General features: G+C 69.3%; 14 protein-coding genes. 13 read left to right on the forward strand and 1 reads right to left on the reverse strand.

Translation table 11 applies throughout. The features are described 5' to 3' along the window. Nucleotides 1-117: 117 nt before the first annotated feature. From EJK15_RS12705 to EJK15_RS12760, 12 genes are all read left to right on the forward strand, one after another. Nucleotides 118-297 (forward strand): hypothetical protein, encoded by a 180-nt coding sequence (locus EJK15_RS12705; RefSeq protein ID WP_138710595.1) that lies wholly within the window; start codon nucleotides 118-120, stop codon nucleotides 295-297. A 57-nt stretch (nucleotides 298-354) separates the two neighbouring features. Then, nucleotides 355-1536: an ABC transporter substrate-binding protein gene (locus EJK15_RS12710; RefSeq protein ID WP_138710596.1), complete on the forward strand. Its 1182-nt coding sequence runs from the start codon at nucleotides 355-357 to the stop codon at nucleotides 1534-1536. Nucleotide 1537: 1 nt separating this feature from the next. Further along, nucleotides 1538-2395, forward strand: coding sequence for a branched-chain amino acid ABC transporter permease (locus EJK15_RS12715; RefSeq protein WP_138710597.1), 858 nt, complete (start codon nucleotides 1538-1540; stop codon nucleotides 2393-2395). Next, a complete protein-coding gene (locus tag EJK15_RS12720) occupies nucleotides 2382-4148 on the forward strand; it encodes a branched-chain amino acid ABC transporter ATP-binding protein/permease (RefSeq protein WP_138710598.1) in 1767 nt (588 codons plus the stop codon). The genes EJK15_RS12715 and EJK15_RS12720 overlap by 14 nt, the downstream gene beginning before the upstream one ends. Next, on the forward strand, nucleotides 4145-4888 hold the full coding sequence (locus EJK15_RS12725) for an ABC transporter ATP-binding protein (RefSeq protein ID WP_138710599.1): 744 nt from the start codon (nucleotides 4145-4147) through the stop codon (nucleotides 4886-4888). Before EJK15_RS12720 ends, EJK15_RS12725 begins: the two co-directional genes overlap by 4 nt. Further along, on the forward strand, nucleotides 4885-5697 hold the full coding sequence (locus EJK15_RS12730) for an SDR family NAD(P)-dependent oxidoreductase (RefSeq protein WP_138710600.1): 813 nt from the start codon (nucleotides 4885-4887) through the stop codon (nucleotides 5695-5697). Before EJK15_RS12725 ends, EJK15_RS12730 begins: the two co-directional genes overlap by 4 nt. A gap of 29 nt (nucleotides 5698-5726) precedes the next feature. Then, nucleotides 5727-7466, forward strand: coding sequence for a PEP-utilizing enzyme (locus tag EJK15_RS12735; protein WP_138710601.1), 1740 nt, complete (start codon nucleotides 5727-5729; stop codon nucleotides 7464-7466). After that, nucleotides 7463-8512 carry a PEP/pyruvate-binding domain-containing protein gene (locus EJK15_RS12740; protein WP_138710602.1) on the forward strand — a complete coding sequence of 350 codons (1050 nt, stop codon included), beginning with the start codon at nucleotides 7463-7465 and terminating at the stop codon, nucleotides 8510-8512. The genes EJK15_RS12735 and EJK15_RS12740 overlap by 4 nt, the downstream gene beginning before the upstream one ends. Beyond that, nucleotides 8509-9948, forward strand: coding sequence for an aldehyde dehydrogenase family protein (locus EJK15_RS12745; protein ID WP_138710603.1), 1440 nt, complete (start codon nucleotides 8509-8511; stop codon nucleotides 9946-9948). The genes EJK15_RS12740 and EJK15_RS12745 overlap by 4 nt, the downstream gene beginning before the upstream one ends. Beyond that, the gene (locus tag EJK15_RS12750; RefSeq protein ID WP_138710604.1) at nucleotides 9949-10743 is read left to right on the forward strand and encodes an HAD-IIA family hydrolase; all 795 of its coding nucleotides are present in this window, start codon (nucleotides 9949-9951) and stop codon (nucleotides 10741-10743) included. Beyond that, entirely contained in the window at nucleotides 10740-11393 is a 654-nt protein-coding gene (locus tag EJK15_RS12755; protein ID WP_138710605.1) for a helix-turn-helix domain-containing protein, read from the forward strand. The genes EJK15_RS12750 and EJK15_RS12755 overlap by 4 nt, the downstream gene beginning before the upstream one ends. A 262-nt stretch (nucleotides 11394-11655) precedes the next feature. Further along, nucleotides 11656-12951: an alpha/beta hydrolase domain-containing protein gene (locus EJK15_RS12760; protein WP_138710606.1), complete on the forward strand. Its 1296-nt coding sequence runs from the start codon at nucleotides 11656-11658 to the stop codon at nucleotides 12949-12951. A gap of 97 nt (nucleotides 12952-13048) precedes the next feature. On the opposite strand, the gene EJK15_RS12765 is transcribed toward EJK15_RS12760, so the two are convergent. Continuing rightward, entirely contained in the window at nucleotides 13049-14662 is a 1614-nt protein-coding gene (locus EJK15_RS12765; RefSeq protein WP_240776931.1) for a CocE/NonD family hydrolase, read from the reverse strand. 283 nt (nucleotides 14663-14945) lie between these two features. Between EJK15_RS12765 and EJK15_RS12770 the strand changes: the two genes are divergently transcribed. Continuing rightward, nucleotides 14946-15944: an AraC-like ligand-binding domain-containing protein gene (locus EJK15_RS12770; protein ID WP_138710608.1), complete on the forward strand. Its 999-nt coding sequence runs from the start codon at nucleotides 14946-14948 to the stop codon at nucleotides 15942-15944. The last annotated feature ends 163 nt before the right edge of the window (nucleotides 15945-16107 follow it).

A 16107-nucleotide genomic window follows, 5' to 3' on the forward strand; every position in this document is an offset into this window, starting at 1 on the left:
GACGCCGTCCTTCCATCAGCACGCCCGTGTCGTGCACCGGCAAACCCTTGTGCTCAGCGGGCGCACATTGCAGTATGATCGTAAGTCAACGAGGTCATGCACCGGCAACGACGTCTGATGCTGCCGGAGACCGTCGCCAGGTCGCGTGACCTCGTGGTGGAGATGGGCGAGGATCCGGAGGTCCAGGTCGCCATCTTCATCAGCAGTACACCCGACTACTTCTTCAACCACTTCGACCTGGACCTCAACTGTTCGGCCATTATGAAGTATCATGAAAGTTTCTCTTGCATGTCGTGAAGGTTGCGCCCTACCTTGTGACTCAGGCCACAGCCGGCCTTGAAGGAAGGGAAACCCATGATCAGTCCTAGGCCCGCGGCGGCAGCAGTGGTTTCCGGCCTCCTGCTGATCGCGATCCCCGGCTGCAGCGATAAGACGGAAAGCTCCAGCACCGCGCCGATCAAGGTCGGGGCCATCAGCTCCATCTCCGGTCCCGTCGTCTTCCCGGAGGCGTCGCAGGCGGTCAAAGCCGTCTTCGACAAGGTCAACGCGGAGGGCGGCATCGGCGGCCGCAAGCTCGAGTACCTGGTCGAGGACGACAAGGTCGACCCGCAGCAGGCCCAGCAGGCGGCCCGCAAGCTCGTCGACTCCGAGCAAGTTGTGGCGATGGTCGGCTCGTCCAGCGCACTGGAGTGCAGCGTCAACGGAGCGCTGTACAAGCAGAAGAAGATCCTCTCGGTGCAGGGCACCGGGGTGGACCCGGCCTGCTTCAGCTCCAGCAACATCTCACCGGTCAACACCGGTCCATTTCAGGGCATCACGGTGTCGCTGCAGTTCGCGTCCGAGACACTGAAGCGGGACAAAGTCTGCGCCGTACTGGTCGACTACGCCGGCTGGGGTGATGCCTACGCCGCCGCGATCGGGCAGTGGGAGAAGTCGACCGGCAAGAAGTTGGCGCTGCTTGATGCCACGTACAAGCCCGGCCCGGAGGATCCCACGCCGTTCGTGTTGAAGGTCCGCCAGGCTGGTTGCCAGGCCGTCGTGTTCGACGGGGTGGATGTCGCGGGCGTGGCCTGGATGCAGGCGGTCCAGGCGCAGAAGGTGACCGGCATCGATTGGGTCTTTCTCACCTCGAACTACACCGACAAGGTGGCAAAGACGCTCGGCCCCGTCGGCGAGGGACTGTACGCGAACTCGGAGTTCGAGCCCTACGGCGGATCCGCGCCCGCACTGGCCGACTGGAAGCAGACCATGACGGCGGCCAAGATACCGCTGAACTCGTTCGCTCAGGGCGGGTACCTCTCCGCGACCTACTTCGTCCAGGCACTGAAAAGCATTCAAGGTGAGATCAACCGCGAGTCGGTGACCGCGGCGCTGCAGGGGCTGACCTCGGTGTCCAACCCCTTGGTCGGCACGCCGTACTCGTTCGCCCCGGCCGAGAAACACAACTCGAACCGGGCCAGCAAGTTCGTCCAGCTCAAGGGCGGCACGTGGGTCACGGTCACGCCGGAGTGGATTACCCTGCCTGCCGGGTCCTGACATGTTGCAGGCATCGGTCGCGGGCCTGCTCGCCGGGGGCGCCTACGCGATGGTGGGCGTCTGTGTCGTCCTGCTGTTCCAGATGACCGGTGTGCTCAACGTGGCGCAGGCGGCCATCGGGGCGTTCGGCACCATGGTCATGCTCCAGTTGCTGGAGCGCGGGTGGGGGTTCGGCGTCGCGTTGCCGGCGGGCGTGCTCACTGCGGCAGCGCTTGCGGCCCTGCTCGGCTGGGCGATCGCGCGTTTCTACGCCGACAGCTCGGCGCAGGTGCGCACGATTGTCACCGTGGCGGTACTCGTGGGCCTGCTCGCCATCGGCTTCCGGCTGTTCGGCAACGATCCGCGCACCGTTCCCTCACTGGTGCCCGGTGCTGGGTTCCGGCTCGCCGACGTCGTGGTTTCGGGGAACGCGTTGATCGCCCTCGTGCTGGCGGCGGCCATCGCGGTGGGTGCCGGCCTGCTGCTCAACCGCTCGCGGCTCGGCGTGCGGTTGCGGGCAATCAGCGAACGACCGGTGACCGCCGAGATGCTCGGCGTGCCCGTCACGGCTCTGGCGGTCGGCGTGTGGGCGGTCATGGGGGCGGTGACCGCGGTGGCGGTCACCGCCGTCGCGCCCACGCGGCCGAGCAACTTCCTGAGCCTCAGCCTGCTCGTGATGCCGGCGATGGCCGCCGCCTTGTTGGGTGGCCTGCGCAACCTGGCCGGCGCTGCCCTGGGTGGCGTGCTGATCGGCGTCATCGAGGGGGCCGGTACGTCGGTACGGCAGCTCTCGGAGTATCGGCAGGTGCTTCCGTTCCTGGTGGTGGTTGTGGCGCTGGTGTGGTTGCAGCGGCGGGAGGTATGGGATGCGACGCGTTGATCTGATGCGCAGGCCCGCCTCGCTGCTGGGCATCGCGGCCGCCGTTCTGGTCCCACTGGTCGTCACGACGGGCATGTCGAGCTATTGGATCTACCTGACCACCAGCGCGACGGTGACCGCGATGCTCTGCCTGTCGGTCGGTGTGGTGTTCGGCCGGGCCGGCATGGCCGCACTGTGTCCCATGGCCTTCGCCGCCATCGGGGCGCTCACGACGGCCCTGGCGAACCATTGGGGAATCGCCCTGCCGTTCCCGGTGCTGCTTGTCGTCTCCGGGCTGGTCGCCCTGCCTGTCGGCATCGCCATCGGCCTGCCGGCGCTGCGCCTGCGCGGGCTGAACCTGGCGATCGTGACGCTCGGCTTCGCCGTCGCGGTCGACGTGGTGACCAACAGCGTCGGGTTCCCCGGAGCGCAGACGCTCGACGTCGTCCCGCGCCCGGACTGGGCCACCGAGGACGCCGACTACTTCCTGTTGTGCTGGGTCGTGTTCGTCGGCGCGTCGGCGGCGTTGTCGTGGTACGGCACCCGGCGCGGCGGCGCGGCCTGGCTTGCCGTGCGGTCGAGCGAACGCGCCACCGCAGCGACCGGCCTCGCGGTCCCACGAGTGAAGCTGACCGCGTTCGCCGTGAGCGCCTTTCTCGCCGGTGTCGCCGGTTCGTTGCTGGCCGGTCAGCTGGGCCAACTCAACGCCACCGGATTCGGGTCCCTGCAGTCGTTGACGATCTTCACGCTCGCCGTCATGGTCGGCGCGCGCCATCCGGAGGGAGCGGCGCTGGGTGGCATGCTCGCCGCGTTTCTGCCCGAGGTCCTGCGCCAGGTCGGTCTCCCGCAGGATCTGGCCGCCGTCGTCTTTGCGGTCGGCGCAGTGATCGGGTTGCGCACTGGAGCCGGCGGGGCGGCCGCGGACCTGCGGGCGGCCGGCCGGCGGCTCCTCGGCCAGCGGGCCCGGCCGGCCGGAGCAACCCAGGCGAAGGCACCCGGCCCGGCCCTCGGGACGGTGACGCCTGGACCGAAGCCGGCCGGAAGCGACATACCCGCAGCGCTGGACGCGCGGAATCTCCGCGTGGGTTACGGCGCGGTCACCGCGCTGGACGACGTGTCCATCGAGGTTCGCCACGGCGAACTGCACGCTTTGATCGGACCCAACGGGGCCGGCAAGTCCACCTTCGTCGACGTCGTCTCGGGATTCGTGCGGTCGGCCGCCGGCACCGTGACGGTGGCTGGCCGCGTGTCCATCGACGGCCAGGACCACACCTCCGCGCCGGTGCACGTCCGGGCCCGAGCCGGGCTGCGCCGCACCTTCCAGCACGAGCGGACGATCGGCGACCTCACCGTCGCCGGCTACCTCCGGCTCGTCGCGCCCACCGCGACACCCGCCGAGGCTGACACCCTGCTCGATCAGTTCGGCTGCCCGGCCGGTGACGTGCTGCTGTCCACGGTCGACGTCGGCCGACGACGGCTCGTCGAGGTGGCCGGCGCCGTGCTGTCGCGGCCGAGCATCCTGCTGCTCGACGAGCCGGCAGCGGGCCTGGACGCCGCGGAGTCGCAGCGACTGGGCCGGCTGCTCGCGGGGCTTCCCGCCGCGTACGGCTTCGGTGTGCTTCTCATCGAGCACGACGTGGAGATGGTCGCCACCATCAGCGACCGGGTGACCGTGCTCGACTTCGGCCGGGTGATCGCGTCCGGGCCGGCGGCGCAGGTGCTGCGCGACCCCGTCGTGCTCGCCGCGTACGTCGGCGAGGAGGTTCCGGCATGAGTGGTCTCGACGTGCGGGGTCTCGAGGTCCAAAGGGCGGGCTTCCCGATCGTCACGGGGGTCGACCTGACCGTCGCGCCGGGCCGGATAACGGTGCTCCTGGGACCCAACGGCGCCGGTAAGACGACGTTGCTGGAAGCACTGAGCGGCCGGATCCCGGCGACCGCAGGAGCCGCGCTGCTCGACGGCGTGGATGTACTGCCGCTGTCCCGCCGGGCCCGCGCCAGAAGCGGCCTGGCCCATGTCGAGCAGGGCCGCACGGTCTTCGGTGACCTGACCGTCACGGAAAACCTCCTCGTCGCGGTAGGGAATGACGAGATCGGGCCGGCGTTCGAGATGTTTCCCGAGCTGCGGCGGCGCACCGATGTGCCGGCCCGCGCGCTCAGCGGCGGTGAACAGCAGATGCTCGTGCTCGCCCGCGCGATGCTCGCCCGGCCCCGCGTGCTGCTCATCGACGAGATGAGCCTCGGCCTGGCGCCGGTGATCGTCCGCCGGCTGCTCCCTGCGGTACGCGCGCTCGCCGAGGAAGGCATGGCGGTTCTGCTGGTCGAGCAGTACGCGGCCCTCGCGCTGTCCGTGGGTTCCGAGGCGATGGTGCTGTTCCGCGGCCGGATCGTCCTGCGTGACAGCGCCGCTGAACTCAGCCGGCACAGCGACCGGCTGCACCGTGCCTATCTCGGCGCGAACGAGCGGCAACCGTCCGCGGACGAGTTGCCCATCCACCCGAAGGAGCCGATGTGACAACACGACTACAGGGCCGCCGGGCTCTCCTGACCGGCGGCGCCTCCGGCATCGGCGCCGCGACCGCGGAACTGTTCGCCGCCGAGGGCGCCGCGGTGGTCATCGCCGACCTGCCCTCGCACCGCGCCGCGGCCGACGCCGTAGTCGCGCGTATCGAGAAGGACGGCGGCCGTGCGGTCTTCGCGCCCACCGACGTCACTGACCCGGCCGCGGTCGACGCCGCGGTGGCGCTGTGCGTCGACCGGTTCGGCGGCATCGATGCAGTGGTCGCCTCGGCGGGCGTGAGCGCCCATCCGGACCGCACCGGATCGTTCAACTCGTTGCTCGACCTCGATCCGGCACATTTCCGTTTCGTGCTCGACGTCAACGTGACCGGTGTCTTCCTCACCGCCAGCGCCGCGGCGTCCGCGATGCCGGAGTCGGGCGGCTCGATCGTGGTGCTGGCCAGCATTGCCGCCAAGCGGCCGTCCGCAGGCGCGTACTCGGTGTCCAAGGCCGGCGCGTGGATGCTTACCCGCTGCCTCGCGCACGAATTGGCGCCACGCCATATCCGGGTCAACGCGATCGGGCCGGGTTACGTGGAGACAGGCCTGCTCGACGGCATGGCCCGGCGATCGGGCGGCGACGACCTCGATGCCCAGAGGATATGGCGGGAAACGCGCGAGAAGCAGGTGCCGTTGCAGCGGCTCGGGCTGCCGGCGGAGATCGCCCGCACCGCACTTTTCCTCACCAGCGACGAGGGTTCGTACTTCACCGGTTCGCTGTTGCATCCCGACGGCGGATTCGCGTCCGAGTACGCCGGCGGCTGAACCCCCTCCAGACGAGAGAGAGATCCCCGATGAGCACCGTGGTTCCGGTTGACGAGTTCATCTCCGACGAGTGGTATCCGGGCTTCAGGCCCGGGCGCACCGACGCCGGGGTCTACACCGAGGCCCTGTCCACCTTCCGGAAGGAGGACGAGGGCCGCTTCTGGTTGCTGGACTTCCACTATCCGCGCGGCATGGTGCCGCTCGGGTACGTCTTTCCCGAGGATGGCATCTGCTTCTGCACCCAGCAGGCGGCCGAGGGTCTGCCGCTGCCCACGAGCGGCGGGCTCGGTGTCCGGATGGCCGGACCGCACATCTACACCAGCGAGGTGCCGGTCACCTCGCGGTGGGCTGTCGGCGAGCGGGTCGAGCGCATCCAGCGCGCCCTCCCGGCGACCCTCGAGCGGTTCCAGGCGACGTGGGCCGACCGAGTGACGGAGCTGAACCGCGGACTGGCCTACTTCGAAGGGCAGTCCTTCGACGGTCGGGACCTCGCCGACCTGGCCCGCCTCTACGAGGAGGCGGTCGTCTTCCACCGCCGCGCCTGGACGATCCACTTTGAGATCATGTACCCGCTGCTGGCCACCTATGTGGGCTTCCACGGCACGTGCCTGGAACTGGGCATCGACGCGGCCGAGATCTCGAAGTTCCTGCAAGGCTACGACTCCAAGATCATGGAGACGGATCGCGGCTTGTGGGAGCTCACCCGCAAGGCACGCGCGGCCGGGCTCGCCCACGTTTTCGCCGTCACCGACGCGACAGACCTCAATACGACGCTCCGGGCCGACCCGGCGGCGAAAGGCTGGGTCGCCGACTTCGACGCGTTCCTGCAGACGTACGGGCACCGCACCGAGGGCATCGCGGACGTCGTGCTGACGCCCTGGATCGACGACCCGGTCAGCCCGCTGGGCACGGTCCGGACGTACCTGTCGAAGGGCTCCGATCACGACTTCGCCGGCGCGCGGGCCGCCGCCGTGGCCGAACGGGAACAGGCGATCGACGCCGCCCGCGGCCGGCTCACGGTCGAGGAGCGGCACGTCTTCGACGCCGGGCTGGCCGCGTGCACGTCGGCTAACTTCGCGTGGTGGAACGAGGACCATAACTACTACATCGACCTGCGCGCACACATCCCGATGCGGCGGGCCGGCCTGGCGATCGCCCGCGCGCTGGGCGCCGAGCGGCCCGATGACGGACTGTTCGTGTTCCGTCCCGAGCTGCGTCGACTCGCCGAAGGGCACCGCGACTGGGGCAGCATGCGCACGTTGGTCGACGAACGGCGGGCCTACTACGAGCATTGGCTCGCCCGCCGGCCGAGAATGCCGAAGGTGCTCGGCACCGTACCCGAGGACATGAGTGACCCGGTGATGCGGGAGATCTTCGGGACCAATGCCGGGTTCTTCGCGGCCATGAAACAGCTCGGCGGTGACACGTCGCAGGTCACCTCGCTGTCCGGCGTCGCGGCGTCGTCGGGCGTGGCCCGCGGCGTCGCGCGGGTGCTGCACGGTGCCGAGGAACTGCACCGGATCGAACCCGGCGAGATCCTGGTGTGCGAGGCGACCTCACCCAACTGGACGCCGGCCTTCGCGAAGATCGCCGCTTGCGTCTGCGACAGCGGTGGCACGCTGACGCACGCGTCGATCGTCAGCCGCGAGTACCGCATCCCCTGCGTGTGCGGGGTGGGCATCGCGACGTCGACGATCCGCACCGGCGACGAGATCGAGGTGGACGGCACCCGAGGTACCGTGCGCATCCTGAAGCGGGCCGAGCGATGACCTACATCCGCCACCTCCCGGACATCGCGACCGATGATCCGGCGGCCGGAGGCAAGATGACCCGGCTGGCTGATCTGGCCCGGGCCGGTCTCACCGTGCCGCACGCGTTCGTCGTCACCACCGACGCGTTTCAAGCGGTGGCGGCGGCGTGCGATCTGCCCTCCGCGCTCGATCGGGAACTGGCCGGTCTTGGTGCCGACGACTCGGCCGGACTGGCCCGTGCCGAGCAGCGACTACGGGAACGCCTGGCCGGCGCACCGCTGCCGCCGGATCTCACCGAAACCGTTGCCGGCGCCTACGAGCAACTGTGCGCGGCGTCGCGGGAGGCGCTACTGCCGGTTGCGGTGCGCAGTTCGGCGACGACCGAGGACGCCGTCGCGTCGAGCAGCGCCGGACAGTACGACACCTACCTCGGTCTGACCGGCGCGCCAGCCGTCCTCGACGGCATACTGCGGTGCTGGGGCAGCCTGTTCGGAGCCCGAGCGCTCAGCTACCGGATCCGCAACGGTCTATCCCATGGGGAATCGACGATGGCCGTCGGCATCGTGGAGTTGGTGCACGCTCGGGCGAGCGGTGTGGCGTTCTCCCTCAACCCGGTCACCGGACGGCGGGACCGTGTTGTCGTGGAGGCGACGTTCGGCTTCGGCGAGGCGCTGGTGCAAGGCGTGGTCACCCCGGATCACCTGGAGGTTGGCCGCGCCGACCGGCGGATACTCAGCTACGCGGTGGGTGACAAGCAGACCGTGTCCGCGATGGACCATCGGGCCGGCCAGGTCGTCGAGGTCGCCATGCCGGAGCCGATGCGAACCCTCCGCGTGCTCGCCGAAGACGAGATCGGCGCCCTCGTCGATGCCGTGCTCGCCGCCGAGGAGATGCTCGGCGCACCGGCCGACGTGGAGTGGGTCATCCCCCGCGCCTACCGGCCAGGTGACCCGGTGACACTCGTGCAGGTCCGGCCCGTCACCACCGCCGTGGCGCAGCCCGCGCCGACCTGGAACGCCGCCGCCATGGCGCTCAAATACGCGTTCAAGGGAATACCGCAATGACCGCCACGACGTACGTCGACGGCCGCTGGTGGGAACGTCCCGAACGCCGGATCGTGCCCGACCCCGCCGACAACCGCGAAGTGGTCGCCGAGGTCTCGGTGTCCTCCGCTGCGGATGTGGACGCGGCCTACGCGGCCGCCGACCGGGCCGCGCGGGCCTGGGCGCGCACTGCCCCCCAACGCCGGCACGACGTACTTCTGGCCGCCGCCGCGGTCCTCGACCGGGACCGGGAGGCGATGGCGCGCGACCTCGTCCGTGAGGAGGGAAAGATCTGGAAGGACGCCAGCGGCGAGGTGGCCCGCTCGGCGGACACGCTGCGATATTTCGCCATGGCGGCGCTGCAGCCGGCTGGCGACGTACTGCCGGCGCCCGCCGGATCGTTCATTCTGAGCCGCCGCGTGCCGCTGGGTGTGGTGACCGTCATTACCCCGTTCAACTACCCGATGCTGCTGCCGGCCTGGAAGATCGGGCCGGCGCTCGCGCACGGCAACACCGTGGTGTGGAAGTGCAGTGAACTGGTGCCGCTGTCCGCCGTCCACTTCACCCGGGCGCTCGCCGAGGCGGGTCTGCCGGACGGCGTGCTGAACCTGCTGTGCGGCACCGCCGCAACGCTGGCCGGTCCGCTACTGGCGGATTCCCGCACCAGAGCGGTCACCTTCACCGGGTCCACCGCAGCGGGCCGGGCGGTGCAACGAGCTGTCACCGGGCGCGACGTCGCCGTGCAGTTGGAGATGGGCGGGAGCAACGTCGCCGTCGTCCTCGCCGATGCCGACCTCGACGCGGTCACCGCACACCTCGCCGCCGGGGCGTTCTCCGGCAGCGGGCAGAAGTGCACCGCGATCGGCCGGATCGTCGCCGAGGCGCCGGTGGCTGACGAACTTGCCGAGCGGTTGGCCGCCGCGGCGGCCGACTGGACGATGGGCAGCGGACTCGAGCCGGCCACGAAGCTCGGCCCGCTCATGACACCGGCGGCCCGCGACGCGGTGATCCGCGCGACGCGGGAAGGGGTGTCAGCCGGCGGCACGATGCTGCACGGCGGTGACCCGCCGGCCGAGGAACGACTCGCGTACGGCAACTTCCTTCCGGCCACGGTGCTCGCCGGAGTGCAACCGGGCACCGCCACGGCCCGGCACGAGGTCTTCGGACCGTTTGCCGCCGTCATATCGGTTCCGGACGCCGGGCGCGCGATGGAGGTCGCCAACGACACCCCGTACGGGCTGAACGCCGGCGTCTTCACCCGCGACCTGGCGCTGGCGCTGCGCTTGGTGCAGAGCCTCGACGCCGGGATGGTTCATCTCAACGCGGTCACCGGCTTTCCGCCGTACGTCCCGTTCGGCGGGGTGAAGGACTCCGGCTCCGGCCCTTTGGAGCAAGGGCCGCGCACCTATGAGTTCTTCACCCGCGGTCAGGTCGTCCACCTTCACCCGGAGGCGTGAGTGCACCCCGATCTGGCGTCCTACGACACGGTGGTGAGCGACCTCGATGGGACGCTGTGGATAGACGACACCCCCCTGCCCGGCGCCGTCGGCCTGCTGGACTCGTTTCGTCGCCGGGGAGCCAGGATCTGCCTGGCCACCAACGCCAGCGTCGCCACGTCGGCGCAACTCCGCGCCGGACTCACCCGGGCCGGCCTGGCAGCTCCGGGTGACGTGCTGGTCACGGCCGCGGACGCGCTCGGGGCGCAGGCCCGCGAACTAGGCATTCACGAGGTGGCGGCGATCGGTGAGGCAGGCCTGTTCGACGCGTTGGCCCGGCACGGGGTGCGCGCCGTGCCGGGCGACGAGGTCTGGCGGTCGTGGTCATCCACACCGTCGGGCCGCGCCGTCGCCATGGGTCTGGCCCCGGACACCGACATCAGGACGCTCGGACGCGTTGCCATGCTGCTGGAGCGTGGCCTGCCCTTGCTGGTCACCACCACCGAGGTGGCATATCCGACGCGGGAAGGGTTGTCCGGCGGCACCGGCATGGCGCTGGCCGCACTCGCCGCCCGGGTCGCCGTCGATCCGATCATCTGTGGTAAACCGTCGTTGCCGTTCTTGACCGCGCTCCGGCCGCACGTGGCGGGCAGGGTGCTGATGATCGGTGACACCGTCGCAGCCGACGTCGAGTTGGCCGCCGCCGCAGGCTGGGACAGTCTGCTCGTGCTCACCGGAACCAGCGCCGACCAGCACACCGACTGGCCCCGGGCAACATTCGTGACGCCGGATCTCCTGACGATCGGCGCGCGATGACCACCGCACGGACGAGGCCCGGCGAAGGAATACAGGCGCTGCCCACCGCTGCCCCGCCGGCCGGTGCCGAGCTCGACGACGCCGCCATCCTGGGCCGCCGGATCCGGCAACTGCGCAAGAACGCCGGGCTGACACTGGACCGCGTCGCCGACGCCGCGCAGATCTCGGCCAGCCTGCTCTCCCGGATCGAGCGGGGCGCCGCACAGCCGTCACTACCGACGCTGCGCACCATCTCCCAGGCGCTCGGCATTCCCATCGCGGCGCTGTTCGAGGGCGAGGACCGATCAACCGCGAGCGAGCATGACGCGGCTGGGCGGCGACTCGTCGTGCGGCACGCCGACCGGCGCCGGCTCAAGGTGCCGGATTCCCGCATCCAGTACGAACTCATGATCCCCGACCTGGACGGCGCGGTCGAGGTGATCTGGGGAGCGATACCACGGGGTGGTGGGACGACACATCCCTCCTCCCACCCGGGCGAGGAGGTCATCGTCGCGCTCGCCGGGCACGTCGCGGTCGTGGTCGACGACCAGGAGTTCCTACTGGCAGGAGGGGACACCATCCGCTTCGACCGCAGCCGCCCGCACCGCCTCTTCAACCCCCGCCCGACGGTCGCGGAGTTTGTCCTGGTCGTCACGCCACCGTCGCGCTGACAACAGCCCTCGCGTTCGCTTTCTCGCCTGGGCCGAGTTTCACGCCGGCCCAGGCGTCTCCCACAAACAGGAGGAAGATCAGATGTTTACATCGCGCAAGACGCGGTCCGGGCAGAAGGCCCGCAGGGCCGTCCTGCTGCTGCTCCCGGCGGCTCTCGCCGGGGCACTGGTCTCGGCATCTCCGCTGACCGCGAACGCGGCCGCTGTCGTCGCGGTGCCTGCCGCGACACTGACGAAGGTCAACGTTCCCGGCACATCACCGATGTCGGCCACCGCCGTCGACCTGAAGGCTGCCGGCTACACCGCCAAGGAGTTCTACGCGGAAGGCCTCGCCAACCGGTACACCGGAGCGAACGCCAACACTTTCACGACCGCCACCGTTCTCGACGGCGGCAATCCGTATCGCACGCGGGTGATGGTGCGATACCCCAAGCCGCACAAGTTCAACGGGACGCTGGCCGTCGAGTGGACCAACGTCACAACCGGGGTCGACTTCGAGTTCGCCACGGCCGAGGCCTCGGAATACCTCCTGCGTGAGGGCTATGCGGTCGCCATCGTTTCGGCACAGCGTGTCGGTGTCGAGCGGCTCAAGACATGGAGCCCGCAGCGATACCCCGGGCTCTCGGTGGACGTGAACAAATGCCTCCCCGACGGCACGTCCCTCTGCACCGGGGACCCGATCTCCTACGACATCTTCGCGCAGATCACCCGGGCACTCATGAACAACGCCGGGGGCGCGACCGCGCCGATGCCAGGCCTGCACGTGCAGGACGCGATCGCCATCGGCCAGTCCCAGTCGGCCGCTCGGCTGGCCATCTACTACAACACGATCCAGCCGCTCCACAACGTCTTCGACGGCTTCGCGTTCTGGGACCGGTCGGGCCAGCTCCGAGATGACCTGACCGTTCCGGCGATCAGTGTCGACTCCGAAGGGCTGGGGGGCTCGTTCGGGGGCGCTGGATGGACGACGTCGACGTACACCCGCAAGTGGGACGTCGCAGGCGCGACGCACGCTTCGCTGTACGGCGCCCAGTACATCGAGGCGATCGCGCAGCGCGATCAATCGATTTTGCTGCCCGACGGACAGCCGAAAACGTTCTTTGAGTGGATCGACTTCAACCACGTCTGTGTCAAGCTTCCGCCCTTCACCACGGTGGACGTCGGCCTGGTCTACAACAAGGCAATCGATTCTGTCCGCAACTGGTTCAAGAGAGGGACGCCCGCCGCCCCTTCGCGAAGCTTCGTGATATCCCCATCCGCGCCGGGTCTTCCTGTTCGTGATGCAGACGGCAAGGTGGAGGGCGGGATCCGTCTCCCGCAGTTCGTTGTGCCGACCGCGGAGCAGGGTGCGCTCAACGGGACCGCCTTCCCCTGCAACGTGTCAGGCTGGCACCGCTACTACACCAAGGACGAGCTCAAGGCGATGTACGGCACTCACGACCGCTACGTCGCGAAGGTGCAAAGGGTCATGTATCCGCTGGTCGCAGAAGGCTATGTGTTGAGGACCGACGCGTTGGCTGCCGTTCGCGACGCCGCGCTGTCCGACGTCGCGAAGTAGTCGCCGAGGACAGGGCTCGCGCGCACCCGTGAGTGCCCGATAGTAAGCAGTCGGGATCGCAGTCCGGCGGTCCCGACTGCTTCGCGGCTTACCACGGTCACCCGTCGGCGGCGAGCCCCTTCCGGCCTGTCGACAGTCGCACGGGCAGGATCACTGCCGACGGGTGCTCCGGGTCGTGGTAGACCTCCTGGTGGGCGGTGAGCAGCGTGTCCGCGGTCGCCCGTGGCCGTCCGGTGCCGGGGTTGCGGGCGAACCGGGGAAAGGCGCCGCTGGAGACCTGTATCCGAATGCGATGACCCCGCTTGAACAGGTACGCGGTCGGCCACAGCCGCACCTGTGCGGCGCGGATCTGGTCGGCGCTCGTCAGGCTCAGCAGGCCGTCGCAGATGTTGTACGAGCGGCCGCGCGGGTCCACGTCGCAGAGGCGGACGAAGACGTCCGCGTAGGGCTGGCTCGAGCGGAAGTAGATCTCGGCGCTGACCTCGCCGATCACCTCGAGGTCGTGCTCCAGGGCGGAGGTGGTGTAGGTGAGCACGTCCGGGCGGGACTCCAGGGCGGTGTTGTCGACGCGGCCCGTCGTGCCGGTCATCCGGACCCCGCCGACAGCGGGGGTGGGGTCGACCGGGTCGTACTGGTACCGGTCGGGCCCGGACACGCCGGGTGGTTCGGTCGACAAAGTGGCGCCGGGCTGGAGGTGGTAGCGGTGTGGCGCATACCCCGCCGGGGGCCAGGAGTCGAAGTCGTGCCAGCTGTCCTCGCCCATCACGTAAAGGCGGACCGGGGCGCGCTGGGCCGGTTGCTCCCCCTTGGCGTGGGCAAGCCCGAAGTCGGTGGCCTCGCGAACCGCTGTCCCGATCACGTCTGGAGCGGTGTGGGTCCAGGGACCGACGGTCAGGCGTGCGTCGCGCCCCGCCGCTCGCAACGCCTGGTAGTCGCGGAGCTGGCCGGGCAGGAAGATGTCGAACCAGCCGGCGATCGAGCTGACCGGTACGGTCGTCTCGGGCACCCGGTGACTGTGGTCGATGCCGGCCCACCGGTCGGCGTCTCGGTCGTGGGCGAGAATGTCCTGGATGTACTCGGATCGGTGACCGAGAGCGGCGATGTCCGAGCCGGTGAGCGGAATGGTGCGCAACGCCCGCTGCAGTCGCCTGGCACCCAGGCGGTGACGCAACATCGCCCAGCGCCGCTCCTGAGTGGCGACCAGGACGCCCCAGTCGAAAGGCGTCTCGAGGGAGATCCCGTCGGCGCGCAAGAATTCCATGGTCAGGGCGGACTCACTCACCTGCGGAATCATCGCCTTGACCGAGGGTGGCAGCCGGTCCGTCATCGCCCATTGCGCGTAGCCGAGGTAGCTCAGCCCGAACAGCACCATCGTGTCGGCGAACCACGGCTGGTTCCCCACCCATTCCAGCGTGGCCAATCCGTCCTCACGCTCGCAGCGCAGCGGGTCGAGGGTGCCACCGGAGCCGAACGTGCCGCGGGTACTCTGGATCAGGACCTGGAAGCCCCGCTCGGCCAGCGGCCGGGTCAGGACCGCGCCCAAGGTGCCGCGCCGGCCGTACGGGGTGCGGATGACGACCGTCGGCAGGGCGTCGCCTCCGGCTCGAGGTGCCCAGCGGTCGGCGAGGAGATCGACACCGTCGGGCATCGGCACTCGAAGGTCGCGGTCGACGATCAACTGTCGGGTGGACGGTGTGGCCAAACGCAACATGCGTTGGATGAGATGGCTGGTCAGGTTCATGGTGCGACCTTCCGGAGGCGGGACGGACGACGTGTGGGACCGCGTCTTGTCGGGGGGCGCTGGTTCGCCATGGGGAGGGCCGTCCGGGCAATGGGGCGGAACCGTTGATGTCACCAGGCGTTTCCTCGCAGCGCGAGGCTATCGGCTGGCCGGCGGCCGAAGTTTCGTCTTCGTGCACGGAGAGTTTCCTGTCAGCGCACAATTTGCCTGTGAGTGATCCCGCTACCGGGCACTACCCAGGAGGGCGGACGTCATGACGCTGAACATCCCGGCGGGTGCAGGCGCCGCTCAATCGCCCGGGAGTGTGCTGCTCACCACGGACTCGGTCGATGGGCGGGACCGCTTCGACTTCTGGCGCGAGGTCGTCTGCCGGCTGTATCTGGGAATGGAGGTACGCCCGCTGGCCACTGTCGATCACTTCTCCGGCCGCGTGACCACGATGACCGCCGGAGCGGTGCAGCTCACCAGGGTCAGGGCCCGGCCCACGCCGCATGTGGGCGCTCGTGCCCGCGCCACCATCGCCCGCGATGACGCACCCTATTTCTTGATCGGTGTGACCCTTGCCGGCACCGGCACGCTCGTTCAGGACGACCGAACGGCTGTCGTGCGCGCCGGCGACTTCGCGATGTACGACAGCACCCGCCCGTGCGTTCTGCAGGTCGAGGGCGACCTCGAGATGCTCACCCTGCACATTCCGCACATGACGATGTTGGCAGTACTGCCCGGGGCTTCTGCCGCCACCGCCACCGCGATCAACGGACGGGATGGCAGCGCCGCCCTGATCCATCCGCTGCTCAAGAACCTCTCGGCCACGGCGGACACCGCCTCACCAGTGGTCCAGCGGCATTACGCGACCGCCGCTGTTGAGCTCATCGCGGCGTCGCTCGCGGAGATCGCCTCGCTGCCCACCGGCGCTCCGCTGCGCACGGCTACCCTCGCGCGGGCACAACAGTACATCGAACAGAATCTGTGGGATCCCGATTTGTCACCGGCGGCTGTCGCCCGCGCCGTCTTCGTCTCGCCGCGCCACCTGCAAGCCCTCTTTCACGAGCAGCAGACATCCGTTGCCCGATACGTGATGAAGCGGCGTCTCGACCGCGCTCACCACGACCTCGCCGACCCCCGCCTGGCACACCTGTCGGTCGCTGACATCGCCACACAGCTCGGATTCCGGCGTCCATCTCATTTCGCCTACGTGTTCAGGATGCGGTTCGGCCTCAGCCCGCGCGAACATCGATACAGCGGCCGGTAGAAACCCAGGCGCCTGACTCCGGTCGGCGACACCGCCGAACGAGACATCCCGACAACGTGACCATGGCAGGGCGTGGTAGCTCTTCGTCGCCGTATCGAGGCCGAAGTGGCAGGTAGGGTCCTAGTGTTCGGCGGCGACGCGCTGCCGGGAAAGGAGTGGGCTG

This window comes from Nonomuraea basaltis (genome assembly GCF_005893125.1).
Taxonomy (GTDB): domain Bacteria; phylum Actinomycetota; class Actinomycetes; order Streptosporangiales; family Streptosporangiaceae; genus Nonomuraea; species Nonomuraea basaltis.